The sequence below is a fragment of the Chitinimonas sp. BJYL2 genome (assembly GCF_027257935.1).
GTDB lineage: Bacteria > Pseudomonadota > Gammaproteobacteria > Burkholderiales > Chitinimonadaceae > Chitinimonas.
The window spans coordinates 48734-72314 of the sequence record NZ_JANZKW010000006.1 but is presented as its reverse complement, the minus strand read 5'-3'; the positions used below and the strand labels follow the sequence as shown (position 1 = coordinate 72314).

Annotated in this window: 19 protein-coding genes; 9 read left to right on the top strand and 10 right to left on the bottom strand. The window is 62.1% G+C overall.

The features are described 5' to 3' along the window. Position 1: 1 nt before the first annotated feature. The 4 genes from O9X62_RS15350 to O9X62_RS15335 form a co-directional block, all read right to left on the bottom strand. Positions 2–2590: a hybrid sensor histidine kinase/response regulator gene (locus O9X62_RS15350; protein ID WP_269533833.1), complete on the bottom strand. Its 2589-nt coding sequence runs from the start codon at positions 2588–2590 to the stop codon at positions 2–4. Further along, positions 2587–3831 carry an urea ABC transporter substrate-binding protein gene (locus O9X62_RS15345; RefSeq protein WP_269533832.1) on the bottom strand — a complete coding sequence of 415 codons (1245 nt, stop codon included), beginning with the start codon at positions 3829–3831 and terminating at the stop codon, positions 2587–2589. The genes O9X62_RS15350 and O9X62_RS15345 overlap by 4 nt, the downstream gene beginning before the upstream one ends. Continuing rightward, on the bottom strand, positions 3812–6157 hold the full coding sequence (locus tag O9X62_RS15340; protein WP_269533831.1) for a M3 family metallopeptidase: 2346 nt from the start codon (positions 6155–6157) through the stop codon (positions 3812–3814). The genes O9X62_RS15345 and O9X62_RS15340 overlap by 20 nt, the downstream gene beginning before the upstream one ends. 89 nt (positions 6158–6246) lie before the next feature. Continuing rightward, positions 6247–6876 (bottom strand): LysE/ArgO family amino acid transporter, encoded by a 630-nt coding sequence (locus O9X62_RS15335; protein ID WP_269533830.1) that lies wholly within the window; start codon positions 6874–6876, stop codon positions 6247–6249. Between the two features lie 170 nt (positions 6877–7046). Here O9X62_RS15335 and O9X62_RS15330 point away from each other — a divergent pair, with 170 nt between their 5' ends. The 4 genes from O9X62_RS15330 (at position 7047) to O9X62_RS15315 (ending at position 9821) form a co-directional block, all read left to right on the top strand. Further along, a complete protein-coding gene (locus O9X62_RS15330; protein ID WP_269533828.1) occupies positions 7047–7910 on the top strand; it encodes a 3',5'-nucleoside bisphosphate phosphatase in 864 nt (287 codons plus the stop codon). An 87-nt stretch (positions 7911–7997) separates the two neighbouring features. Further along, entirely contained in the window at positions 7998–8618 is a 621-nt protein-coding gene (locus O9X62_RS15325) for an L-threonylcarbamoyladenylate synthase (RefSeq protein WP_269533827.1), read from the top strand. A gap of 23 nt (positions 8619–8641) precedes the next feature. Continuing rightward, positions 8642–9160, top strand: coding sequence for a CPBP family intramembrane glutamic endopeptidase (locus O9X62_RS15320; protein ID WP_269533825.1), 519 nt, complete (start codon positions 8642–8644; stop codon positions 9158–9160). Between the two features lie 19 nt (positions 9161–9179). Continuing rightward, positions 9180–9821 (top strand): site-2 protease family protein, encoded by a 642-nt coding sequence (locus tag O9X62_RS15315; protein ID WP_269533824.1) that lies wholly within the window; start codon positions 9180–9182, stop codon positions 9819–9821. Between the two features lie 44 nt (positions 9822–9865). On the opposite strand, the gene O9X62_RS15310 is transcribed toward O9X62_RS15315, so the two are convergent. Next, complete coding sequence (locus tag O9X62_RS15310; protein ID WP_269533823.1) at positions 9866–10513, bottom strand: DUF6624 domain-containing protein; 648 nt, start codon at positions 10511–10513, stop codon at positions 9866–9868. A gap of 5 nt (positions 10514–10518) precedes the next feature. After that, positions 10519–11823 carry a tryptophan--tRNA ligase gene (locus tag O9X62_RS15305; RefSeq protein ID WP_269533822.1) on the bottom strand — a complete coding sequence of 435 codons (1305 nt, stop codon included), beginning with the start codon at positions 11821–11823 and terminating at the stop codon, positions 10519–10521. Between the two features lie 125 nt (positions 11824–11948). Between O9X62_RS15305 and O9X62_RS15300 the strand changes: the two genes are divergently transcribed. Then, the gene (locus O9X62_RS15300) at positions 11949–12734 is read left to right on the top strand and encodes an MOSC domain-containing protein (protein ID WP_269533821.1); all 786 of its coding nucleotides are present in this window, start codon (positions 11949–11951) and stop codon (positions 12732–12734) included. 79 nt (positions 12735–12813) lie between these two features. On the opposite strand, the gene O9X62_RS15295 is transcribed toward O9X62_RS15300, so the two are convergent. The 4 genes from O9X62_RS15295 to dapC all read right to left on the bottom strand — a co-directional run bounded on the left by O9X62_RS15295 (position 12814) and on the right by dapC (position 19553). Then, positions 12814–14412, bottom strand: a complete 1599-nt coding sequence (locus O9X62_RS15295; RefSeq protein WP_269533820.1) for a diguanylate cyclase — start codon at positions 14410–14412, stop codon at positions 12814–12816. A 149-nt stretch (positions 14413–14561) separates the two neighbouring features. Further along, positions 14562–17147, bottom strand: coding sequence for a TonB-dependent siderophore receptor (locus O9X62_RS15290; protein ID WP_269533818.1), 2586 nt, complete (start codon positions 17145–17147; stop codon positions 14562–14564). 321 nt (positions 17148–17468) lie between these two features. Next, positions 17469–18293, bottom strand: coding sequence for a 2,3,4,5-tetrahydropyridine-2,6-dicarboxylate N-succinyltransferase (gene dapD / locus O9X62_RS15285; RefSeq protein WP_269533817.1), 825 nt, complete (start codon positions 18291–18293; stop codon positions 17469–17471). 60 nt (positions 18294–18353) lie between these two features. After that, positions 18354–19553 carry a succinyldiaminopimelate transaminase gene (gene dapC / locus O9X62_RS15280; RefSeq protein ID WP_269533815.1) on the bottom strand — a complete coding sequence of 400 codons (1200 nt, stop codon included), beginning with the start codon at positions 19551–19553 and terminating at the stop codon, positions 18354–18356. Positions 19554–19745: 192 nt separating this feature from the next. Between dapC and O9X62_RS15275 the strand changes: the two genes are divergently transcribed. The 4 genes from O9X62_RS15275 (at position 19746) to mltG (ending at position 23580) form a co-directional block, all read left to right on the top strand. After that, the gene (locus O9X62_RS15275) at positions 19746–20096 is read left to right on the top strand and encodes a hypothetical protein (RefSeq protein ID WP_269533814.1); all 351 of its coding nucleotides are present in this window, start codon (positions 19746–19748) and stop codon (positions 20094–20096) included. A 60-nt stretch (positions 20097–20156) separates the two neighbouring features. Further along, a complete protein-coding gene (locus O9X62_RS15270) occupies positions 20157–20348 on the top strand; it encodes a YjfB family protein (RefSeq protein ID WP_269533813.1) in 192 nt (63 codons plus the stop codon). 119 nt (positions 20349–20467) lie between these two features. Further along, positions 20468–22528, top strand: coding sequence for an ATP-dependent DNA helicase (locus O9X62_RS15265; RefSeq protein WP_269533812.1), 2061 nt, complete (start codon positions 20468–20470; stop codon positions 22526–22528). Between the two features lie 2 nt (positions 22529–22530). After that, a complete protein-coding gene (gene mltG, locus O9X62_RS15260) occupies positions 22531–23580 on the top strand; it encodes an endolytic transglycosylase MltG (RefSeq protein WP_308446495.1) in 1050 nt (349 codons plus the stop codon). Position 23581: the final 1 nt, after the last annotated feature.

Here is a 23581-nt window from a genome sequence, read left to right as displayed (position 1 = left end):
GTTACCCGAGGGATGAGGTAGGTAGGGCTGCCAAGATTGCAGCATAGTCCAGCTGCTCTGCAAAGTGGCGCAAACGTTGAGCCAGCAGGGGTTCGCTGCGTGCAACTGCGGTGATGGCGAGCGCGATGTCGTCTTCGTTCAGGCTGAGCAAGGCCTGCCGCAGGGTGGTCTGTAAATCGGCGGGCAGATTCGCCAGCGCGCCGAGATCTTGCGGGGTGGTGTCTGGCTTGCTGGTCTGGATATCCGCTTCGGGGTACACAAAGCGGATGCCCAGATGCTGCTGCATCAGCGTATAGATTTCGTCAGCCCGATAGGGTTTGCGCAGGAAGTCATCCAGCCCTGCGGTCATCACCTCATCACGATCCTCGCCAAATACCGATGCAGACACCATGACGATGCGGACCTGGTCGCCACCGGGCAAGGCTCGGATGCGGCGGGTGGCTGCAAGACCATCCAGTCGGGGCATGCGTCGGTCCATCCAGATGAACTGGGGCTGCCATTCGCTGAACATTGCGACGCCCGCCTCGCCGTCCGCGGCAATACGTACCTCGAAGCCGGCGCGGCGCAACAGCGTGGCCAGCAGTGCCTGATTCGCATACTGGTCTTCCACGATCAGCACGCGCCACGGCGGCTCATCGGCGGCCAGCAGGGGCTGATTGGCCTGTGCACCGATGGGCATGGGCAGGTCGGCCTGCTGTGCCAGCCCGACCATGATGTCGACGCGAAATGTCGAGCCATGGCCCGGGGTGCTGGTCACCGTAATGTCGCCCGCCATCATGCGGGCAAACTCCCGGCTGATGGCGAGCCCCAGCCCGGTTCCGCCTTGCTGCGCGCCTGCGTCGGTCTGGATGAACGCATCGAATATCCGCTCGCGCTCCTGCTCAGGAATGCCGATACCGCTGTCTTCGATATCAAACCGCAGCCGGACTTTGCCGTCATCGTTCCCGCCGGCCAGGCCGAGCCGCAAGGCAACGCCACCCTCATGCGTATGTTTGATGGCGTTGCCGAGCAGGTTGATGAGGATCTGGCGCAGCTTGGCCGCATCACCCACCACATAACGGGGAACCTGTCCCTCCTGCTCGGCCAGCAAGCCCAGCTGCCGCTCGTTCGCCCGGACCTGCATCATGGCCACGATGTCGGCGACCAGGTCCGGCAAATCAAAAGCGGCCAGATGAAGTTGCTGACGACCGGATTCGATCTTGGCCATGTCGAGTACATCGTTGATCAAGGCCAGCAAATGCTCCCCGCTGCGGTTGATGACCTGCAGCTGTTCCTGCTGGTGCGGAGTGAGCCCCGTCTCGCGTTGCAGCAGGCTGGAAAAACCCAGAATTGCGTTGAGTGGCGTACGCAGTTCGTGGCTCATGGTGGCGAGAAAGCGGCTTTTCGCCTGACTGGCTGCTTCGGCTTGCTGTCGGGTTTCATCCAGAGCCTGTTGCTGCTGATCCAGACGCTCCAGCATCTCGTTGAAGCTGCGTGCCAGATCGCGTAGTTCGGCCCAGCCGGTCAGCGGCGCGCGATCATGCAGGTCGCCCTCGGCGATGCGGCGGGTGGTGGCGGTGAGCTGGTGGATCGGGGTGACCAGGGCCACGGCGATTCGCCAGGCTGCCAGGGTTGCCAGCAAGAGCATGATCCCCAGCACCGCCAGCAGATAGCGTGACACGGTGCGTGCAGGCGCAAATGCTTCGGCGGCATCGATCTTGGTCACCATGCCCCAGTGCAGCGCCGGCAGATAGCGCCACGCGGCCACGACCTCGGTGCCGCTGTAATCCCTGACCACCCCGCCGCCGTAGGCACCACTGAGCGCCTTGGCCATGGGGCCCGGCACATCGCGCAGGCTGACACGATGCTTGAAGGCGGCGTCGGGAATCCGTTGCAAGGGGCTGGCGAACAGGACTGTCTGGTTATCACGGAATGCCAGCGTGGTTTCGCCTGTGTTGCCCAGGCCGGTGCTGTCGTTGGTGACTTGGGTAAAGTTTTCCAGATCGAGCTGGAGTGCTACGGTGCCGATCACCTCATCGGCGGCGAACACGGGTGCGACGATGAAAATGGCCGGGCGATCGGCGGAGGGTGTATAGGTCTGCACCAGTTTGACCTGAGCATCCAGCACCGCCAGGGCCTCCCTGTGTGCCTGCGCAAGTCCGCTGTTATGGAACGGGCCACTATTGAGGTTACTGCCCAGATCGGCCTCGGCGGCGATCGAGAACACCACATTGCCATCACTATCGGTCAGTAGCAGATCGTAGTAGCTGACGGCATCGAGCAGTTTGCGCATATCGCTGCGGAATCTCGCCGCCTCGGCCAGGTAGCTGGGATGAGGCAGTCCCAGTGGCTGCAGTTCGCGCATGCGCTGCATGGCCTGGTGTGTCTCGCGGGCATTGGCCAGCAATTGCACATCGGCAATCCGCTCGTTGAGGTAGGTGTTGATCTGGTCTGACTTCTTGTCGGCAACCGAGGAGAGGTGGTCGAGCACCGTGTCCTGCAGGCTGCGCTCGTAGGCCTGCAGGAACAGCCATGCCAGTCCGGTAAGCGGGATGGGCGAGAGCAGCAGAAATGCGGCGAGCAGCCGGGGCAAGATCCCGCGTGACATCATGGCGTGGGGTCCAGTTGCTGCATCGCCAGCCGGTCTTGCCACTCGGCCCGGCTGCGATGCCGGGGCCAGGGCGAGGGCCGCAGCGGGCTGATTGATGAGAAGACCTGCTCGAACTCGCCATCGGGCGTCACCCTGCCGATACGCACCATTTTCCAGGCATGGCGGTTGGCCGGTTCGATGGAAACGATGGATGAGGGGCCGTTAAGGCTCTGTCGCAGCAGGGTCGGGCCATTGACCCGCGCCGGCTCGGCCGATCCAACCATGGCAACGGCCTGCGCCCAGAGGTGCACGCCCACATAGGCCGCCTCCACGGGATCGCTGGTGCTGTGATCGGGGCCGAAGCGTGCCTTGAAGCGGCTCACGAAGGCGCGATTGCGCGCATCCGGCGTGGAAGAAAAGTAGCTCCAGACCCCGTAATGGCGTCCCAGCTTTTCGCCACCCAATGCGCGCATTTCGTTCTCGGTGACGCTGTAGGACAGCACCGGGATCGCACCCAGCCCATGCCGTAACAGCCCGGCAAAAACGGCGGCATTGCTGTCGCCATTCACGGTGTTGAGCAACACATCGGGTTGCTGACGAGCGATATCCGCCAGCACAGCGTCGACATCCGTGCTACCCAGGGGCAGATACTGCTCGCCCACCACCGTGCCGCCACTGGCCCGGACCAGATCGTGAATCAGCAAATTGGCCGTGCGCGGGAAAACATAGTCGGAGCCCAGCAGGTAAACACGTTTGCCGAACTGTTGCATGGCCCAGCGCGCACCAGGGACGATCTGCTGGTTAGGGGCCGAGCCGAGGTAGATCAGGTTAGGCGACTGTTCCATGCCTTCGTATTGCACCGGATAGAACATCAGCCCCGCATGTTTTTCCACTACCGGGATTACGGCCTTGCGGGACGCGGATGTCCAGCAACCGAACAGTGCCTTGACCCCCTCCCGGGCGAGCAGTTGTTCTGCGCCACGGGCAAAGCTGGCGGGGTCGGACCGGCCGTCGACCACCACCATTTCAACCGGACGCCCCAGCACCCCGCCACTTGCGTTGAGTTCTTCTACCGCCATGCGTACTGCGTCCACCAGCGGCCGCTCGCTGATCACCATGGTGCCAGTCAGTGAGTGAAGCACGCCGATGCGGATGGGGTTGCGCTGGTGCTGGCGCTGCGTATGCCAGATTGCGGCAGCAAGCAGCGCGATCAGCAGCAGTGCGATGGACCAGCGAGCAATGTCAGGCAGGCGTTGAACCAAGTCGAGCCCCGGCTTGAGTAACAATCGGACAGCTGTCGCGTTGGGCAGCACAGCTGGAAGTGTAGTCAAGCCGGTGGTTTATTCCGCCTGTGCCGGCGGCTGTAGCGGCAGAGTGTAGTCCCGAGTGCGTCCTGCGCAATCGCGCATGACGGCATGCAGGAGGACAAAAAAAGCGGCGCCGTGAGGCGCCGCTTGTGGTCGTCAGGCCGCGTTTTTCCAGCAGATGGCCGAGCTTGGGTGCCTCGCCACGGAAGGCACGATACAGGGCCATAGGTTCCTGGCTGCCACCGCGAGACAGGATGTGCTTGCGGAAGCGCTCGCCATTGGCGCGGGTAAGACCTCCGCTGGATTCGAACCAAGCGCTGGTGTCGGCCGCCAGCACGTCGGCCCACAAATAGGCGTAGTAGCCAGCCGAGTACCCGCCGGCGAAGGTATGCAGGAAGTAGGTGCTGCGGTAACGCGGCGGAATGGCGCTATCGGCGAATCCGGCCGAGGCCAGTGCCTGTGATTCGAAGCGCTGCACATCGCCCGGTGCCGAGCCGGCCGGCAGGCGATGCCAGCGCTGATCCAGCAGCGCTGCGGCGGCATATTCGGCCGTGGCAAAACCCTGGTTGAAGTTGCGTACGGCCACCAGCTTGCTACGCAGCTCGGTCGGCATGGCTGCGCCGGTCTGATAGTGGCGACCGTAGCGATCCAGCACCTCGGGCCAGAATGCCCACAGCTCGAACTGCTGCGAAGGGTATTCAACGAAGTCCAGCGCCACATTGGTGCCCGAGAAGTACGGATAGCGTACGTTGGAGAAGATGCCGTGCAGCACATGGCCGAACTCGTGGAACAGGGTCACGAGCTCGTCGCTCGTCAGCAGCGTAGGCTGACCCGCGGGCGGTTTGGGGATGTTGAGGTGGAAGCCGGCCACCGGCTTGGTACCGAACAGCGTCGACTGCTCGACATAGCTGTTCATCCATGCACCGCCACGCTTGTTGTCACTGGCATAGAAATCGAACACGACCAGGGCCAGCGGGCTGCCGTCGGCCTCGCTTACTTCATAGATGCGCACATCGGGCTGATAGACCGGCAGATCGGGCCGGGCCTTGAACTGCAGGCCGAACAGGCGTTCGGCGGCGTAGAACACACCGTCCTTGAGTACACGATCCAGCTCGAAATAAGGCTTCAGATCGCTCTCGCCCAGGTCGTAACGATGGCGGCGCAGTTTTTCGCTGTAGTAGCCCCAGTCCCAGGGTGCCAGTTTGAAGCTGCCACCATCGCGGCGGATCTCGGCTTGCAGATCCGATGCCTCGTCGCTGGCCCGTTGCACGGCAGCCTTGGCTACGCCCACCAGCAACTCCTCGGCTGCACCGGGTGTTTGGGCCATCTGCTCGTTGAGTGCGTAGGCGGCATAGTTGGCAAAGCCGAGCAGCTTAGCTTTCTCGGCACGCAGTTTGACCAGGGTGAGGATCAGTGGCTGGTTGTCGTGCAGCCCATCACTGGCGCGCTCCATCGAGGCCTTGTACAGCGACTCGCGCAGCGAGCGATCCTGCAGCTGTTCGGCCAGGGGCTGGGTAGTGGTGTTGGTCAGGGCCAGCAGGTACTTGCCCGGCAGGCCGCGGGCCTTGGCGGCCTCGGCGGCCGTGGCGACTTCGGCCTCGCTCAGACCGGCCAGCCGTGCCTTGTCGTCCACGATCAGGGCTCGGGCCACGCCGTCTTTTTGCACATTGTGGCCGAAATCATTTTCCAGCCGCGCCAGTTCGGCATTGAGTTGCTTGAGGCGCTGCTTGCTGGCTGCAGGCAGGCGCGCACCGGCTCGCAAGAAGTCAGCATGGTAGCGCTCGACCAGCCGCAGCGATTCGGCATCCAGATTCAGTTTGTGGCGTTGCCGGTAAACGCTGGCCACACGCAGGTACAGGCGCGTATCGAGCATGATCGCATCGCGGTGGGCGGCCAGCTTGGGTGCCAGCTCGCCGCGCAGCGCATCCATGCGTGGATTGCCATAGGTGGCGCTCAGGTTGAAGAACACATTCGAGACATCGCCCAGCTGGCGGCCGGCATGTTCCAGCGCCACGATGGTGTTGTCGAAATCGGGCCGCGCCGGATTCGCCTTGATGCGTGTCACGGCGTCGCGCTGGGCGCGCATGGCGGCGGCGAAGGCTGGGCCGTAATGCTCATCGCGGATCTGGTCGAACGGGGGAAGCTGGTAGGGCAGGGGGCTCGGGTCCAGCAGCGGGTTGCCCGCCGTGGTGGTGCCGACCTGGTTGGCTGGCTGGGCATGGACACCATGGCCGACAAACAGCATCAGGCTGGCGAACAGGGCGGTAAGACGCAGGGGCATGGTGTGCTCCGGGAGATTTGCGGCGCCGGATCGGCGGCGGACCGCATGATAAGCGAGCTGCCCCGCAGCCGGACAGTGCGCTGTTCGCCTCAGGCGCCGAGCGCCATCCGCGCTAGCATGACGGCCAGCCAGAACATGATCGCGGCGATGATGAAATCGAGCACCCGCCAGGCAATCGGCTTGGCGAATAGCGGCGCCAGCTTGCCCGCGCCATAAGCCAGACCAAAAAACCACGCAAACGAAGCAGAGACCGCACCGACGCCGAACGACAGCCGCGCCGGTCCCGGCCACTGGGCTCCCACGCTGCCTAGCAGTACCACCGTATCGAGATACACATGCGGATTCAGCAGGCTGAAACTCAGCGTGGTGAGCACCACCTTGCGCCATTCGCGCACGCCGCTACCGGCTTCGGCATTGAGTGCACCGGGCTTGAGCGCGGCTTTGAGCGCGCGCAGACCATACCAAGCCAGAAATACGGCACCGAACACGGCAAACCAGCGTGCGATTTCCGGGTGCGCGTTGATGAGGCTACCCAAGCCCAACAAGCCGGCAACGATGAGTACGGCATCGCAGATGGCGCAGGTCAGCGCGGTGAGGAAGGGGGCCGCGCCTTGTAGGCCTTGCCGCAGCACGAACGCATTTTGCGCGCCGATGGCCATGATCAGACTGGCACCGAGGAAGAAGCCTTGCAGGGCGGCATCGGGATGGAAAGCGGGCATGGCGGTGGTCGTGACGATGAATGAGCGGCCAGCTTAGCCAGTGTTGACGGGCTCACCAAGCACAGTAGGCGACGTGGCGCGATGAACTGGGCAGGTGGACAGACCAGCACACTTGCTGCGCCGCAGCGAAGTCAGTCGAAACCCCCGTCGTTTGGGACTACTATTCGTTCATGTTACCGATTGATCTCCACGCCCACTCCAATGTCTCCGACGGCATGCTCCCCCCCGCCGAGGTGGTGACGCGCGCCTTCGAGCGCGGCTGCAAGCTGTTCGCACTGACCGACCATGATGATCTGCGTGGCCTCGCCGTCGCGGCCGACACGGCGCGTACGCTGGGCATGCAGTTCCTGCCCGGTGTTGAGGTATCGGTCACCTGGCGCAAGCACACGATCCACGTGGTGGGACTCGGTGTGGACACCGCCAACGAGACCCTGCAGCAAGGCTTGGCCAGCGTGCGCCAGGGCCGTGACGAGCGGGCGGTGCGCATGAGCGACGCGCTGGCGGCACTGGGTATCCCCGATATGCTGGCTGGCGCGCGCAAGTTTGCCGACAACCCCGAGATGATCGGCCGCGCCCACTTCGCCCGCCACCTGATCGAACGCGGTCTGGCCAAGGACATGAAGGGCGTGTTCAAGAAGTACCTCGCCAAGGGCAAACCCGGTTATGTCTCTCACCAGTGGGCTGCACTCGCCGATGCGGTGAGCTGGATACGCGCGGCGGGCGGTTTGGCGGTCATCGCCCATCCGGGCCGCTATGAATTCGGGCGCATGCTGATGGGCGAGCTGATTGCCGAATTCAAGGCTGCGGGCGGCGAGGCGATTGAAGTCGTCTCCGGCAGCCACCAAGCCATCGATGTTTCCCGCTTTGCGCGGCTGGCTGAAGACGAAGGCCTGTATGCCTCGCTGGGCAGCGATTATCACGCCACCGGTGAAGGTGCCCGTGAACCGGGTATCCTGCCTGATTTGCCGCCCGGACCCGTGCCGGTGTGGCGACGCTGGTATGCCGATGCTGACCTGCTTGCGGAGGTTGCCTGACCAGTCCCCGGGTTTGTGGACTGGTCGCAGACGGGTCCGGCGCAAGCGCCGGTTCACCTTCATCGTGGGGGCTGGCACAATCGCGGCATGTCCCAATTTTTCGCCATCCACCCCGATAATCCCCAGCCGCGCCTGATCAAGCAGGCCGTTGCCATCATTCGCGATGGCGGTCTGGTCGTGTATCCCACGGACTCCTGCTATGCGCTCGGTTGCCACCTGGGCGACAAGGACGCGGTGGACCGCATCCGCCGCATCCGCCAGGTTGATGACAAGCATCACTTCACCCTGGTGTGCCGTGATCTCTCCGAGCTGGGCACCTATGCCCGTGTCGATAACCGCCAGTTCCGCTATCTCAAGAGTGCGTTGCCCGGCCCGTACACGGTGATCCTGCAAGCCACGCGCGAGGTACCCAAGCGGGTGATGCAGGCCAAGCGTTCGACCATCGGTCTGCGCGTGCCCGATCATCCGGTCACCCTGGCGTTGCTGGAGGAGCTGGGCGAGCCCATGCTGTCGTCCACCTTGCTGCTGCCCGGTGACGAGTGGCCACCCACTGAAGCCTGGGAAATCCGTGACCGGCTTGAACATGAAGTCGAGCTGGTCATTGATGGCGGTCATTGCGGTGCGGAGCCAACCACGGTGATCGACCTGACCGAGGAGCCGGTACTGCTACGCCAGGGCGCCGGCAAGGCCACGGTATTCGGCTTGTGAGCCACGCGCCGGTCTGGTGTGATATGCCAGCGCGCATCGACACATTGTGCCGGCGCTGGGCCGCGCTGCCGTTCTGGTACTTTGTGGTGACGGTCTATGGCGGCTCGCTGCTCATCAAGATTGTGGTCATGCTGCTGATCAGCGAATCGGCCCGCGCCGTCGGCGCACCGTTGCCCGATGTCGATGTACTGGCCCCCGTGGGCCTGACGGCCATCTTCATTTCATCGGTTCTCGTGGCGCCGGTCCTCGAAACAGCGGTCTATCAAGCCATTCCGCTATGGCTGGGTCGCCGGCTCACGGCCAAACCGTTCTGGCCGATTGCGATCTGTGCCGGCGTGTTTGCCAGTCTGCACTATCAGCAGGCTGCATCGGGCATGCTGCATGCATTCGTGGTTGGACTGATGTTCTGCGCGGCTTACTGGTATCGCGCCGAGCAACCGGACGGTCAGCCTTATCTAGCGGTGGTGCTGGTGCATATGCTGCACAATCTGCTGGCTTGGGGCACAGAATGGGCGCAGCGCAGCGGACTGGTGCCTACCTAGATTTGTTCAAGGAGTTGCTTTGGAAGACTGGAACATTATCCAGAAGATCGCGATCTACGCGATCCCGGTTCTGTTTGCGATTACGGTGCACGAAGCATCGCACGGCTATGCGGCCAAGCACTTCGGTGACCGCACAGCCGAGATGGAAGGGCGCCTGTCGCTGAATCCGCTGCGGCATATCGATCTGTTCGGCACCATCATTGTGCCGGCCTTGGCTTTGCTGCTGGGTGGTTTCCTGTTCGGCTGGGCCAAGCCCGTGCCGGTGGACTTCCGCAACCTCCGCTCACCCAAGCGCGACATGATGTGGGTGGCGGCTGCCGGCCCGGCTTCCAATCTGGCGATGGCCTTCTTTTGGGGACTGATGCTGAACCTGGCGCACGGTCTGGACGGCAACAGCTTCCAGATGCCGATGGCCTACATGGCACAGGCAGGTATCCAGATCAACGTGGTGCTGATGGTGCTGAACCTGTTGCCGCTGCCGCCGCTGGATGGCGGGCGGATTCTGGTCTCGCTGTTGCCGAATCGTGCGGCGTATACGGTTTCGCGGATCGAGCCATATGGCATGTTCATCCTGATCGCGCTGATCTTTACAGGTGTGCTGACCAAGATCATGTTGCCGTTCATTGCGCTGACTTATGGCTTGCTGGGGCTGATTCTGTAGCGATTATGGAACCCAAGTCCTTGTCAGATGCCTGGGTTGGCGACCTAGCGGCTTTCCGTTGCCAAGCATTTTGAGTAGCGTATCGAGCCGTAGAACTTGACGAAGCCTTCAAGGTACTTGCAGATCGGCGGTAACCCAACCTGAGCGCGACGCTTGTCGAGCCCGGCTTCGTCCTCGACAGGTAGTAGCGTGACTCCATCTTTGGTGTCGACTTGCGATCCGTAAAGCTGGGGAAGCTTCTGCGATGTACGTACCCGGTCCTCCAGCAGTGCAAGCTGATGCATGGGAAGCTCGCCCTCCTTCGCAAGCTCCCGCATGATCGGCAGATACTTCAGTTTGAAACCAAGCGATGCGTGCTGAACAATCAGGAATGCAGCACTAGCTGCCCTTGCCCCTACTTGGCTGGATTTGGGCCAGCCACAGCGAACAACGACTTCATCTAGGAATTGCTGATTGGCAAGATCGAGCTGGTTGATCTTGTCCCATAGGGCGCGTCGCTCGGATTCGTTGACGGCGGTTTCCTTGTTGCGGGCTGCGGCAGCCAACTCCCGGCTTAACAGGCGATCATGCTGATCGCGCTTGAATGCCGCCTCAAGATCCGAGCGCAGCGCATTGGCATCGCAACTGACCTCTCCCGCATACCCGACTGTCGCAAATACTGCGACAAGCAGGCACAAGAGCAAACGGGCCACAGGGCTCACGCTTCCGCGAATGCAGCAAGCGCGGTAGCGACTTCATCCTGTGTGGCACTGTCAGTCAGCGTTACCGGCGCGCCAGCCAAGGCCGCGGCCCCTTCGCGCTTGAGCTTGCCCACCCATTGCCCCGCGTCCTTGCCCTGCTCGAAGCCTTCGCTTTGCAGCAGCACGCGGCCGTCGGCGGCGGTCAGCTTGAAGTAGAAGCGGCCATCGGCTTCGCGGTATTGCTTGAAGACCGGTAGCGCGGCCTTGGCTGATTCAACCGTCTTGGCGGCGACCGGGGCGCGGAACGAGCGCAGGCCCACCGCTGCACGCAATTCTTGCAGCAACGGCTGGGCAATTGCCCGTGCGCGCGCTGCGCCGACTTGCATGGCGGCTTCGATACGGGCCGGGTCGGCCATCAGGGCGTCGTACTCAGCACGCATCGGGCCGATTTCGGCTTCGATGGCGGCCAGCAGCTTTTGCTTGGCCTCACCCCAACCCAAGCCACCCACCAGCTCGGCGCGGAAGGCGGCGGTTTGTTCTGGTGTGGCAAAGGCGTTGAAGATGGCGATCAGCGAGTTGCTGTCCGGGTCTTTGGGCTCGCCGGGCAGGCGCGAGTCGGTAACGATGCGGGCCACGGCTTCCTTGAGGCCCTTGGCGCCGCCGTTGAACAGCGGGATCACATTGTCGTAGCTCTTGCTCATCTTGCGGCCATCGAGTCCCGGCAGCAGCGGCACATCCTCGTCCACAATCGCCTCGGGCAGCACGAACAGTTCCTTGCCGGCGCCGTAAAGGTGGTTGAAGCGCTGGGCGATGTCGCGTGCCATTTCGATGTGCTGGACCTGATCCTTGCCTACGGGCACCTTGTGCGCGTTGAACATGAGGATGTCGGCGGCCATTAGCACCGGGTAGCAGAACAGGCCCATGGTGATGCCGTGATCAATATCTACCCCTGCGGCCTCGTTGATATCGGTTGCTGCTTTGTAGGCATGGGCGCGGTTCATCAGGCCCTTGGCGGTCACACAGGTGATGAGCCAGTTGAGTTCCGTGACTTCAGGTACATCGCTCTGGCGGTAGATGGTGACCTTGGCCGGATCGAGACCTGCAGCCAGCCAGATCGCGGCGATTTCCATGCGCGAGCGCTCGACGCGGGCCGGGTCGTCGCATTTGATCAGCGCGTGGTAATCGGCCAGAAAGAAAAAACTCTCGGTGTTGGGCGCGCGGCTGGCGGCAATGGCCGGGCGGATGGCGCCCACATAGTTGCCCAGATGCGGCGTGCCGGTGGTGGTGATGCCGGTCAGCACGCGCTGCGTGGCTTGCGTCATGATCTTGCTTTCAGCTGAATCGAATTAGCCACCAAGTCTAACGGGGATAAGGGTTTCGGGGAACCGCTGGCTTGCTCTGACAGGGGCTGCGGAGCAGACTATGGTCCCGCCTCTGGAGTCGCACCATGCAACTGACCGATATCTATGTGCACCCGCTCAAATCCTGCCGGGGAAACCGCCTGGCGCAGGCCACGGTCGAGTTGATGGGTCTGCAGCATGATCGCCGCTGGATGCTGGTAGACGAGCAGGGTGCATTCATTACCGGTCGGCAGGTGCCCCGCTTGGTTCAGGTTGCGGTGCAGCCCGACGACACGGGGGCAATTTTCCGTGCTGCCGGCGCAGGTGAAGTACGCGTAGAGATTGCCGAGCTGACAGAGGTGATCGAGGTCGGCATCTGGCGCAGCCGACTGGGTGCGCGCACCGGCGCCATGGAAGCGGACTTCTGGTTCTCCGATTATCTGGGCATGAGCTGCCGGCTCGTTTACGTGGGTCCGGAAAGTACGCGACGCACAGGGCGCGATGCCAATGTGCCTGTTGCGTTTGCCGATGGTTATCCGCTGTTGCTCATCGGCACGGCCTCATTGGCGGATCTGAATGCGCGCCTTGCTGAGCCGGCGCAGATGCGCCAGTTCCGTCCCAATCTGGTCATCGAGACACACACCGCTTTCATGGAAGATGGTTTCAGGCGTATTCGCATCGGCTCTGCCGAGTTCGAGAATCTCAAGCCCTGCACCCGGTGCATCTTCACGACGGTGAACCCCGATAGTGGCGAATTGCACCCCGCCCGACAGCCGCTGGCAACGCTGAACCACTACCGCCGCACGGCGGACGGCACGATGTTCGGCATCAATCTGGTGCCCCGTGTGCTGGGCGAAGTGTGTGTGGGGGATGAAGTGGTGGTGCTCGACTGATCAAGCCATCCATCTCGATGACTGTGGCGTGGCCTGCCTGACTGCGCGGGTGAAATGGGTCGGCGAGGGTTACCCGCATTCAGCCATGTGCAACCACGCGATTGCGACCGCCACGCTTGGCCTCGTAAAGCGCCACATCCGCGTCTTTGACCAAGGCTTCTCCTGTGTTCAGGTTGGGGAATCCGGCAACCCCGGCAGAAAAGCTGGAGGTAAACGTGCTGTCGCCAAAAGCATGGCGGATCTGCGCAAAGTCGCGGCGGATACGATCAAGCACATCAAACGCCTGCTCGGTGGTGGCACCGGGCAAGCCCACCAGAAACTCCTCACCACCGTAACGGCCGATCACATCGCTGTTACGCAAGCGTTGCTTGAGCAGCCACGCCAGGCTGCGGATGATCTGGTCGCCGATAGGGTGGCCATAGCGATCATTGACCTGCTTGAAGTGATCGATATCGATCATGGCCACGGCCAGCGGGGTTTCCGCCGCGCTCGCCATGGCCACTGCCGCATCCAGGCGCTGCTTGGAACTGGTGTGATTGAGCAGGCCGGTCAGGCTGTCGTGGAACATCGATCTGCGCAGGAGCCGGTAACGCTCGATCTTGCTCTTGACAACGGCATTCAGGATGACCGGGTTGAACGGTTTGGTCAGGAACTGGTCGCCGCCGAGACGCAGTGCATCAATCTGCAAGGCAACGTCCGTCTCGCCAGATAGATAAATGATCGGGATCGACAGGAATTCTGGGTGCTGGCGCACCACGCGTGCCGCTTCCACACCCGTGCAGTCGGGCATGTACATATCCATGAGAATCAGATCGGGCTGGTAACGCTGCAACGCCCCGAGCACTTCGGCCGGGTTGATGATGGCCTCACTGTCGATACCGTTTTCGCGCAGCGTGCGCTGGATCAATTTGCTGGCGGTAATGGAATCTTCGACCACCAGTACACGATAGGTGTCCTCGTCCTCGCTGCCCGATAGCTCAATGATACGGCCCAGCAGGTTGGCTGCTGGCGTACCCGCCACCAGACACTGGTCACAGCCGGCTGCGAGCAATTGTTGCAGATTGCGGAAGGCCGGGGCCACATCCACCGCGATCAGGGTGGCAGCCTCAAAGCGCGCACGCAGCACCGCAATCGAACTGGTCAGTTGTTCGGCAGGCTGCTGGCGCGTATCCAGCAGCAGCACGCCGGGCTCGGCTGGCGGGGGAGGCAGCTCATGCCAGTTGTAGGTTTCAGCCGCAATGCCAAAGTAGCCAAGCTGGCCGATCAGCGCCTGCCAGCCCTGTGTGGCGCCGCCCACAAACCAGACGCGGCGGCTCTGTAGCAAGCTGATGGCTTGGGCGACATCCGTGCCCATGCGGCGATCCTCAAGGGGTTCTGGCTCGCTCTCCACATAGGCACCCACACGTGCGACCAGATGCCCCAGGCGGTCTCCTAGCTCCTGCATCAGCTGAGGCGGAACAGGGTGCGTATCCTGATCGCCAAAGGCAGCAAGGGCCTGCTGTTCCAGCTCGTGTGCCCTTTGATGCAAGCCGGAGATGCCTCTGCCGTTGAGAAATTCCGCAAAGCTTGAAAGCGTTACGGCAAATTCCACAAACTGCTCGAATTGCGGCTGAACCTGATAGCTATGCCAGGTTGCAGCGAGCGCCGCACATTTGCGATCTAGGTCATTGCTGGTCATGAACGAGGTTGCTTGCAGTCTCTAAGGGCGGATGAAGTTTCCCACGATTGGCCTCGCCAAGAGAAACTAATCCACGCCAGATGTGAAAAACCCCGCCTCGATGAGGCGGGGTCAGATTTCACAATCACTTTGCAGCGATTGTTCGCGGCTTAGAAGCTGAGGCCGAGATTCATGTAGTAGAAGCGGCCGGTGACATCGTGAGCCAAGTCAACGTTGGAGGACGAGTTGGACGCAGTCGCGTAGATCGGCATGCGATCAAACACGTTCTTCACGCCCAGTTCGATCTTGCTGTTCTTCATCAGCAGACCGCTGTAACCGCCCAACAGGTCGACCGTGGTCAGCGAAGGCTTGGACTTGGCACCCGCACGACCGCTCGGTGTAATGGCATCCACGAAGCCCGAGAGGGTACGGACGGTAGTGGAGCCCGTCCATGCACCCTGCTCAACCTTCACGGAAGACACATTACGCCAGCGCTGGAAGCCGGACAGGCCAACGTACTCAGCCAGTGCAACACCAGGCAGCGGCGACTTCTTGGCGCTGATCAGATAGTTCAGTGCGTTCTCGAAGGTGATACGCGTCGAACCAATCTTGGTGCGACCAATCATGGCGAAGTCGATCATCTTGGTGGAAGTCTTCGCAACGTTGGCACGCGGCAGCGTGATGAACGCGGTTTCGTCGATCTGGCCGTTCGGCTGACGAACCACCAGGTCGGCTGCAGTGCCGAAGCCGGCAACCGGGATCGTCGGGTTGCTCAGTACATCTTGCAGTACCAGCGTCTCGATCTGATCCTTCTTGTCGATCTGGCTGAAGTCAACGCTGAAGTTCACGTTATTGGTCGGTGCAAACACGAAACCAAAGGTCTTGGTTTCGGATTGCTCCGGATTCAGCGCCGAGTTCGAGGTCGAACGTGCCTGGTATTGACGCGTCGTACACTGAGCTGCCGGGATGCCACGCAGGGCACAACCCTGGAAGTCACGCGCTGCGGGGAAGCCCGAAGTCGGTGTGGCGTAGAGCTGACGCAGCGTCGGGGCCTTGAAGCCTTCGCCATACGATGCGCGCAGCAGCAGCTGGGTCATCGGCTGGTAACGCAGCGATACCGTGCTGGTGACAGGCGACTTGAACTCGGTGTACTTGTCTTGACGGACAGCAACGCCGAAGTCGAGACCCTGGACCACCGGAACATTGACTTCACCGAAGTAGTAGGTGTTGTCGCGACCCTTGTTAACGAAGGCCAGTTGCGGATCCTGGAACAGCGCACCAGCGGATTGGAGCGGATCCGGCGTATCGGTGTAGGTTTCATCGAAGTAACCCAGACCGGCAGCAAAGCCGACAGCACCGGCCGGCAGGTCGAACAGTTCGCCGCTAGCCAGGAACTCCAAGCTGTCCAGCTTGGTTTCGGAGCTGCGCTTCGGTGCTTCGAGCAGGCCCAGACGTACCACGTTATCCGCGGTGAACGTGCCAAGGAACGGATTGAGCGAACCGTTGGCAATCGCTGCATTCAGCTTGGCAGCGTTGTAGTAACCCGAGCCCGACTCGGTGTAGCCGCTCTTGCCGGTTGCGGCATTCAGCGACCATTCGATGTTCTGCAGCGAACCGCTCAGACCCACCGAGAAACGGGACAGATCGACTTCAATGTCCTTGTTGCGCATCAGCTGCGGGCCAAGCGGACGGATGAAGACGGTAACGCGCTCATTGAACGGGTTGCTGTTGGTCAGGGCGTTGAAGGCGAGGTTCAGCGGGTTAGGATTCAGGAAGTTACCCGATTCCTTCTTGCGGTAGATGAAGTTGCTGCGCAGGTTCATCGACTCGCCCAGCTTCACTTCCAGGTTGGCCATGGCGCCGTAGGAATCGACTTCTGGCTGGACTTGAGTAGTGGAGTTGGGGTCAAACGGGCAGAACAAACCGGAACCCACGCTAGGCAGCGGCACACCACCGGCAGGGTTGCCATTCTGGCAAGCGCCCAGCGGCTGATAACTGCCGTTAGCGCGCTGAACGTTGCCTTCAGGCGAGGTCGACAGACGACGATCAGGGCCACCGAAGCGACGCAGGTCGGCAGTGCGCGTGTTTTCACGGTCGCGCATCATGATGTTGCCGACTTTTTCTACTTCACCGGCCAGCATCAGGCTCCAGCCGTCAGTTGCGAGGTCACCGTAACCGCCCGAGATGCTGGCACGCTGACGCTCGCCATCACCACGGCTGCTCTCGCCATAGCGGGCGCTGAGCTGAATGCCATCGACGCGACGGCGGGTAATGATGTTGATCACACCCATCACGGCGTCGGAGCCGTAAACAGCGGAAGCACCGCTGTTGAGGTATTCGATACGCTCAATGGCAGCCAGCGGAACGCTGTTCAGGTCAACCACCTGGCCTTGTTCCGGGTATACCGGCATGCGGCGACCATCAACCAATACGAGTACGTCGGTTGTGGAGAACGAACCGCGAGCGGTTGCGGGCTGGTAGCCGGCATCGGTCGGGCGAAGCGAGTAACTGGAGCTGTCATCTGCGCTGATGGCAGGCAGCAGACGGAGCAGGTCGCCGGTGCTGGTGGCGCCGCTACGCTCGATCTGCTCGCGATTCACGGTAATGACTTGCGTCGGACCTTCGGCAGACACGCGCTTGATGTTACTACCCGTAATCTGGATGCGTTCTGCTTTGGGCGCTTCCGAGGCAAACGCCACCGAAGTCGATGCAAGACCGATCACGCCGATGGCGTAGGCCAGTTGCTTGATTTTCATAATTGCTTCTTCCCTGAGTTGGATTGGGATTACACGCACTTCGGTACCAGTCGTACTTCAGTGCCGGTCGTTGGTGTGGTGACCAACTTGGTTTTTAGTGAGCACACTTGTTCAACAGGAGTGCGGGGGATGGCTCCCAAGCTGCGGGCGTATAGTAGACGTGTGTCTGATCTGACACAAAATGAAAGTGTATGTTTTGTGCTGCGGGTGTTGGCTTCCGGCTACAGCGAGTCGGCGCATGCACGGCTTGATGCGGCATGCACCGGCGGGGGGGGCTGGAACTGGTTATTCATGAGGAGGAGCGACCAGTTCCTTATCAACTTAAACTCCGCGCAGCAACTCGTTAATACTGGTCTTGGCGCGGGTCTTGGCATCCACCTTCTTCACAATCACGGCGCAATACAGGCTGTACTTGCCATCCGCGCTCGGCAGGTTGCCGCTGACCACCACCGAGCCCGCCGGGATGCGGCCATAGCTGACTTCGCCGGTCTCGCGATCGTAAATCTTGGTGCTTTGGCCGATGTACACGCCCATCGAGATGACCGAGCCTTCTTCCACGATCACGCCTTCCACCACTTCAGAACGCGCGCCGATGAAGCAGTTGTCTTCGATGATGGTAGGCGAGGCTTGCAGGGGTTCGAGCACGCCGCCGATGCCGACGCCGCCGCTCAGGTGCACGTTCTTGCCGATCTGTGCGCAGGAACCCACGGTGGCCCAGGTGTCGACCATGGTGCCTTCATCCACGTAGGCACCGATGTTCACGTAGGACGGCATCAGCACGGCATTCTTGGCGATGAAGCTGCCACGGCGGGCCATGGCGGGCGGGACGACGCGAAACCCCGCGCTGCGAAAATCGGCATCGGTCCAGCCGGCGAACTTGCTGTCGACCTTGTCGAAGAAGTTGGTTTCGCCACCGGCCATCACGCGGTTGTCGTTGGCGCGGAAGCTCAGCAGCACGGCCTTCTTGAGCCATTCATTGACGACCCACTTGCCGTCCTTCTTCTCGGCCACGCGGTACTCGCCGCGATCCAGGCCCAGAATGGCCGCTTCGACGGCATCGCGGACTTCGGCGCTGATGCTCGCCGGTGTGATGTCGGTACGGTTTTCGAAGGCGGTTTCGATGATGCTTTGCAGTTGCTGGCTCATGGCGGGTTTCCAGTTTTTGAAAGGCGGATTGGCACTTGCCGGAACAAGTGCATCAAGGGTTCAGGTCTGTGCAGCAAATTCGGCGAGGCGGCGTGCGCCTTCGATGCAGTCGGCCAGCGGCGCAACCAGCGCAATGCGGATGCGGCCTGCGCCGGGGTTGGTACCGTGCGCATCGCGGGCCAGATAGCTGCCGGGCAGCACGGTGACATGGCAGTGTTCAAACACAGCGCGGGCAAACGCGGCGTCGTCATTGCCGAAGCGTTCGGGCACCTTGGCCCACAAATAGAAAGCAGCATCGGGCCATTGGGCCTGCAATGGACCGGCCAGAAGCGGGATCACGGCGTCGAACTTGGCTTTGTATTCGGCACGGTTGGTGGCCACATGGGCTTCATCACGCCAGGCGGCGACGCTGGCTGCCTGCACCATGGCCGACATGGCCGAGCCGTGATAGGTGCGATACAGCAGGAATCCCTTCAGCACCGCCGCATCACCCGCCACAAAGCCCGAGCGCAGGCCCGGTGCGTTCGAGCGTTTGGACAGGCTTGAGAACACCACCAGCCGCTCGTAGCTGCGGCCCAGTTGTTGCGCGGCCTGCAAACCGCCCAGCGGCGGCGTATCGAACCAGATCTCCGAATAGCACTCGTCGCTGGCGATCACGAAGCCATAGCGGTCCGACAGCGCGAACAGTTCACGCCAGTCAGCGAGCGACATGACGGCACCGGTGGGATTGCCCGGCGAGCAGACAAACACGATCTGCGTACGCTGCCAGATGGTCTCGGGCACGCTGGCCCAATCAGGCTGGAAGCGCTTGTCGGCGGTACAGTTCAGATAGTAGGGCTCGGCACCGGCCAGCAGGGCTGCGCCTTCGTAAATCTGATAGAAGGGGTTGGGCGAGATGACGACCGGGGCTTCGCTGCCGCGTGGGTCGATTACTGCCTGGACAAAGCTGAACAAGGCTTCGCGGCTGCCGAGTACGGGCAGAACCTCGGTATCGGGATTAGGGCGGGGAATGCAATAACGCTGCGCCAGCCAGTCGGCAATCGTTTCGCGCAGGGATGCTGAGCCCAACGTGGCCGGATACTGGGCCAGACCGCCGAAGTTGGCGCTCAGGGCATCCATGATCAGTGCTGGCGTAGGGTGCTTGGGCTCGCCGATCGACAGATCGACGTGGCGCAAGGCCGCATCGGGACGCGCATCGGCAAGGAGACCTTTGAGGCGCTGGAACGGATACGGTTGCAGGCGGTCTAGCAGGGGATTCACGTTGGCGATGGGGGCTTGGGCAAGGCGGCAGATTATAGGCCAGCCCTCGGTGCGTCGATTAGATCAAATGGTACCGGGCTTATTGATGGGAAGCGCATGGGTGCGAGTTGCCGATGCGGCATTCGCCTAAGCGGGCCTTACACCGTAAAATCCGTTCCCTTGTCAGCCTGCGTTTGCTCTGGTGGAATCCCCATGTTGCTGAATGATGTTGTACGGAAAGGCTCGCGGTTTCTCCGCTGGAGCCTGCTATTGAGTGCTTTGCCGGTGGTGTTGGCGCTGGACGCGGCCGATCCGGTCGCCCCCTTGCTGGCCGCCGAGCCGAATGTGCCTGCGCAGGTTGTGCCGGCTCCGGTGCAAGCAGACGCCCCGCTGCCCGGTGATACCCCCGATGCGGCACTGCCCGTGAAAGTGCGCAAGCCGCCCAAGGCCAGCGCCAGCAAGAAGGGCAAAGGCAAGTCAGCAGTGGGCAAACGTAAAGGCAAGTCGTCGGCCAAGGCCACCGGCAAAAGGTCGCCCAAGGCCCTCAAGAAGCGCCGCAAGTAGCCGATAAAGGATTGATCCACAGCCTATTCCGGCCGTGGAGGTTCAGAGCAAGGGAGCATCATGGATATCACCAGCATTGCCAATGCGGCATCCAATGCCACATCGGCACAAGCGGCCTCGACAGCCTCTTTGCTGATGCTGCGCAAGGCGCTCGACATCCAGGCCAGCAATGCCGCAACGCTGTTGCAGGCTTTGCCGCAGCCCGCCAGCAATCCCCCCAATCTGGGTAACGTGATCGACGTTCGCGCCTGATCCCCGCACCTAACTGAAACGCCGCCTTGCGCGGCGTTTTTTGTTGCCCGCGCAAACCGGCTGCAGAGAACGAACGTGCTAGAATCGCCGCGACTTCTTACACCGCGCCGCGCCCACTCGTGACCACGCTCGACGACCTGTTTTCCGATCAGGGCCCTTTGGCGCAAGCCATACCGGGTTACCGCTCGCGCACCCAGCAGGTCGAAATGGCGCAGGCCGTGGCCAAGGCCATCCGCGACAAGACCCCGCTGATCGCCGAAGCCGGCACTGGCACCGGCAAGACCTACGCCTATCTGGTGCCCGCCCTCACATCGGGCGGCAAGGTCATCATCTCCACCGGTACCAAAACCCTGCAGGATCAGCTGTTCCATCGCGATCTGCCCAAGGTGCGTGAGGCGCTCAAGGTGCCGGTAACGATTGCCCTGCTCAAAGGCCGCGCCAACTATGTGTGCGCCTACCATCTGGAGCAGGCGCTGGCTGATGGCCGTTTTGCGCGCAAGGAAGACATCGCCCATCTGCATGCCATCCAGCGATTTGCGGCCACCAGTCATAACGGCGACAAATCCTCGTGTAGCAATGTGCCCGAGACCTCGCCGGCTTGGAACCATGCGGTGTCCACGCGTGATAACTGCCTGGGTTCGGATTGCGCGCATTATCAGGACTGCTTTGTGATGAAGGCCCGGCGCGAGGCGCTGGAGGCCGATGTGGTGGTGGTCAACCATCACCTGTTCTTTGCCGATGTGTGGCTCAAGGACGAGGGTGCTGGCGAGCTGCTGCCCAAGTGCAATACGGTGATCTTTGACGAAGCTCACCAGTTGCCCGAAGTGGCCAGCCTGTTCTTTGGTGAAACGGTGGCGTCGGGCGCGCTGCTGGAACTGGCACGAGACAGCCGCGCCGAGGCACTGGCGGCGGCCAAGGACTTTGTCCACCTGCCTGCCGCCGCACTGGCACTCGATAAAGCCGTACGCGATCTGCGCCTGAGTTTCGGCATGGAAAGCTGGCGTGCGCCGCAACACCAGTTGCTAGAAAAGCTTGAAGTGCTCGATGCAATCGATCATCTGACCGAATCGCTGAACGCCTTAGCGGAATTGCTGGCCGATCAGGCCGAGCGCTCCGAAGGGCTGGAAAATTGCCGCCGCCGCGCGATTGAGCAGCTGGCGGTACTGCGCCGCTGGCAAACCGGTTTGCCGCTGCGTAATGCCGGCGCCCCGGTCGTGGCCGAGGTGCCGCCCCTGCTAAGTGCCGAAGACGAGGCCGCCGCACCGACCGCTGACGCCAAGCCCGCGCGGCCGGTGGCGGTGGAATCCGTGCACTGGCTTGAGGTCAGCAGCCACGGCTTCCAGCTGCATATCACCCCACTGGATATTGCCCGTCTGTTCTCGCGCCAGCTGCATAGCGAGCGCGCCTGGATCTTCACCAGCGCCACGCTGGCGGTGAATGGCGATTTCAAGCACTACGCGCATGAGATGGGTTTGTGGGAAGCCGATCAGGCCGCTTGGGAGTCGCCGTTCGATTACAAACAGCAGGCGCTGCTCTATGTGCCGCAAGGCTTGCCCGATCCGAACAGCCGCGATTACACCGCCGCGGTGGTTGAAGCCGCGCTGCCGCTGATCCGCGATGCCGAAGGCCACGCCTTCTTGCTGTTCACCAGCTTGCGCGCCATGCGCGAGGCCTACGATCTGCTCAATGCACGCCTGCCGGGCATGGGGCTCAAATACCCGCTGCTGCTGCAAGGCGAGGGCACCCGTACCGAGCTGCTGGATCGCTTCCGCAGCCAGCCCAATGCCATCCTGGTGGCCAGCCAGACCTTCTGGGAAGGCATCGATGTGAAGGGCGATCAGCTGCGTCTGGTCGTGATCGACAAACTGCCGTTTGCCGCGCCCGACGACCCGGTGCTTGCCGCACGCATCGACAAACTCAAGCAGGCTGGCCGCAATGCCTTCTTTGAGTACCAGCTACCGCGAGCGGTCATCACTCTCAAGCAGGGCGCCGGCCGCCTGATCCGCGACGAGCACGACCAGGGCGTGCTGATGATTGCCGACCCGCGGTTGATCGATAAGCCCTATGGCAAGCAGGTCTGGAAAGCCCTGCCCAATATGTTGCGCACCCGTGAAGCCGCGGTGGCGACACGCTTCTTCCAGCGCATGCGCGCGCGTACCCAACCCGAAACGGCTGACTGACCATGGCCCGTAAACGTTCCAATTCACGCCCGGCACAGCGCGGCACTTCCACGCTGGGCCGCCTGTTTGCCCTTATGCTGGTATCGGCCCTGATTGCCGCCATCGCCTTGGCCGCGTATGTCTGGCAGTACGCGCACAGCCCCCTGCCGTTCAACGGCAAACCGCAGGCGTTCACGCTGGAGCGCGGCACCACCATGCGCATGGCGGCCAACCAGCTTGCCGATCAAGGCCTGGTGGTGCAGCCCTGGCTGCTGGTGCAGGTGGCGCGCATCAACGGTTCGGCCAGCCGCATCAAGGCGGGCAGTTACGAAATTACTGAGGCTGTTACCCCCTTGCAGCTGCTGGCCAAGCTCACGGATGGTGATGTCAGCAGCGCCACGCTGACGATCGTGGAAGGCTGGAACTGGCGGCAGGTACGCGCCGCGCTCAATCGCCACCCCGATCTGCGCCACGATTCGGCCCAGCTTGATGATGCCGCGCTGATGCAGCAACTGGGCATACAGGCCAATAGCCCCGAGGGCCAGTTCTTCCCCGATACCTATCACTTTGCCAAGCAGAGTTCGGACCTGCAGGTGCTGCAACGCGCCCATCAGGCCATGCGGACGCAGCTCGATGCCGCCTGGGCGGCACGTGCGCCCAATCTGCCGCTGCGCACCCCGGCCGATGCGCTGACGCTGGCGTCCATCATCGAAAAGGAAACTGGTGCGGCCAAGGATAGAGGCATGATTTCCTCGGTATTCCACAACCGTTTGCGTATCGGCATGCGCCTGCAAACCGACCCCACGGTGATCTACGGCCTGGGCGAAGCGTTTGATGGCAACCTCAAGCGCGTCCATCTGGAAACCGATACGCCCTGGAACACCTACACGCGTGGCGGCCTGCCGCCCACGCCGATCGCGATGCCGGGCATGGCCTCGCTGCTGGCAGCCACGCAACCCGCCCAGAGCAAGGCGCTGTACTTTGTGGCCAAGGGCGATGGCAGCTCGTATTTCTCGGGCTCGCTGACCGAGCACAATCAGGCGGTGCGGCGGTATCAGCTGGGTGCGCGTTAAG

Coding starts and splice junctions, on each gene's coding strand:
- mltG (WP_308446495.1), top strand. CDS start 22,531: ATGGCCCGTAAACGTTCCAATTCACGCCCGGCACAGCGCGGCACTTCC.
- O9X62_RS15275 (WP_269533814.1), top strand. CDS start 19,746: ATGTTGCTGAATGATGTTGTACGGAAAGGCTCGCGGTTTCTCCGCTGG.
- O9X62_RS15325 (WP_269533827.1), top strand. CDS start 7,998: ATGTCCCAATTTTTCGCCATCCACCCCGATAATCCCCAGCCGCGCCTG.
- O9X62_RS15320 (WP_269533825.1), top strand. CDS start 8,642: ATGCCAGCGCGCATCGACACATTGTGCCGGCGCTGGGCCGCGCTGCCG.
- O9X62_RS15335 (WP_269533830.1), bottom strand. CDS start 6,876: ATGCCCGCTTTCCATCCCGATGCCGCCCTGCAAGGCTTCTTCCTCGGT.
- O9X62_RS15330 (WP_269533828.1), top strand. CDS start 7,047: ATGTTACCGATTGATCTCCACGCCCACTCCAATGTCTCCGACGGCATG.
- O9X62_RS15340 (WP_269533831.1), bottom strand. CDS start 6,157: ATGCCCCTGCGTCTTACCGCCCTGTTCGCCAGCCTGATGCTGTTTGTC.
- O9X62_RS15295 (WP_269533820.1), bottom strand. CDS start 14,412: ATGACCAGCAATGACCTAGATCGCAAATGTGCGGCGCTCGCTGCAACC.
- O9X62_RS15305 (WP_269533822.1), bottom strand. CDS start 11,823: ATGACGCAAGCCACGCAGCGCGTGCTGACCGGCATCACCACCACCGGC.
- O9X62_RS15350 (WP_269533833.1), bottom strand. CDS start 2,590: ATGATGTCACGCGGGATCTTGCCCCGGCTGCTCGCCGCATTTCTGCTG.
- O9X62_RS15290 (WP_269533818.1), bottom strand. CDS start 17,147: ATGAAAATCAAGCAACTGGCCTACGCCATCGGCGTGATCGGTCTTGCA.
- O9X62_RS15300 (WP_269533821.1), top strand. CDS start 11,949: ATGCAACTGACCGATATCTATGTGCACCCGCTCAAATCCTGCCGGGGA.
- O9X62_RS15270 (WP_269533813.1), top strand. CDS start 20,157: ATGGATATCACCAGCATTGCCAATGCGGCATCCAATGCCACATCGGCA.
- dapD (WP_269533817.1), bottom strand. CDS start 18,293: ATGAGCCAGCAACTGCAAAGCATCATCGAAACCGCCTTCGAAAACCGT.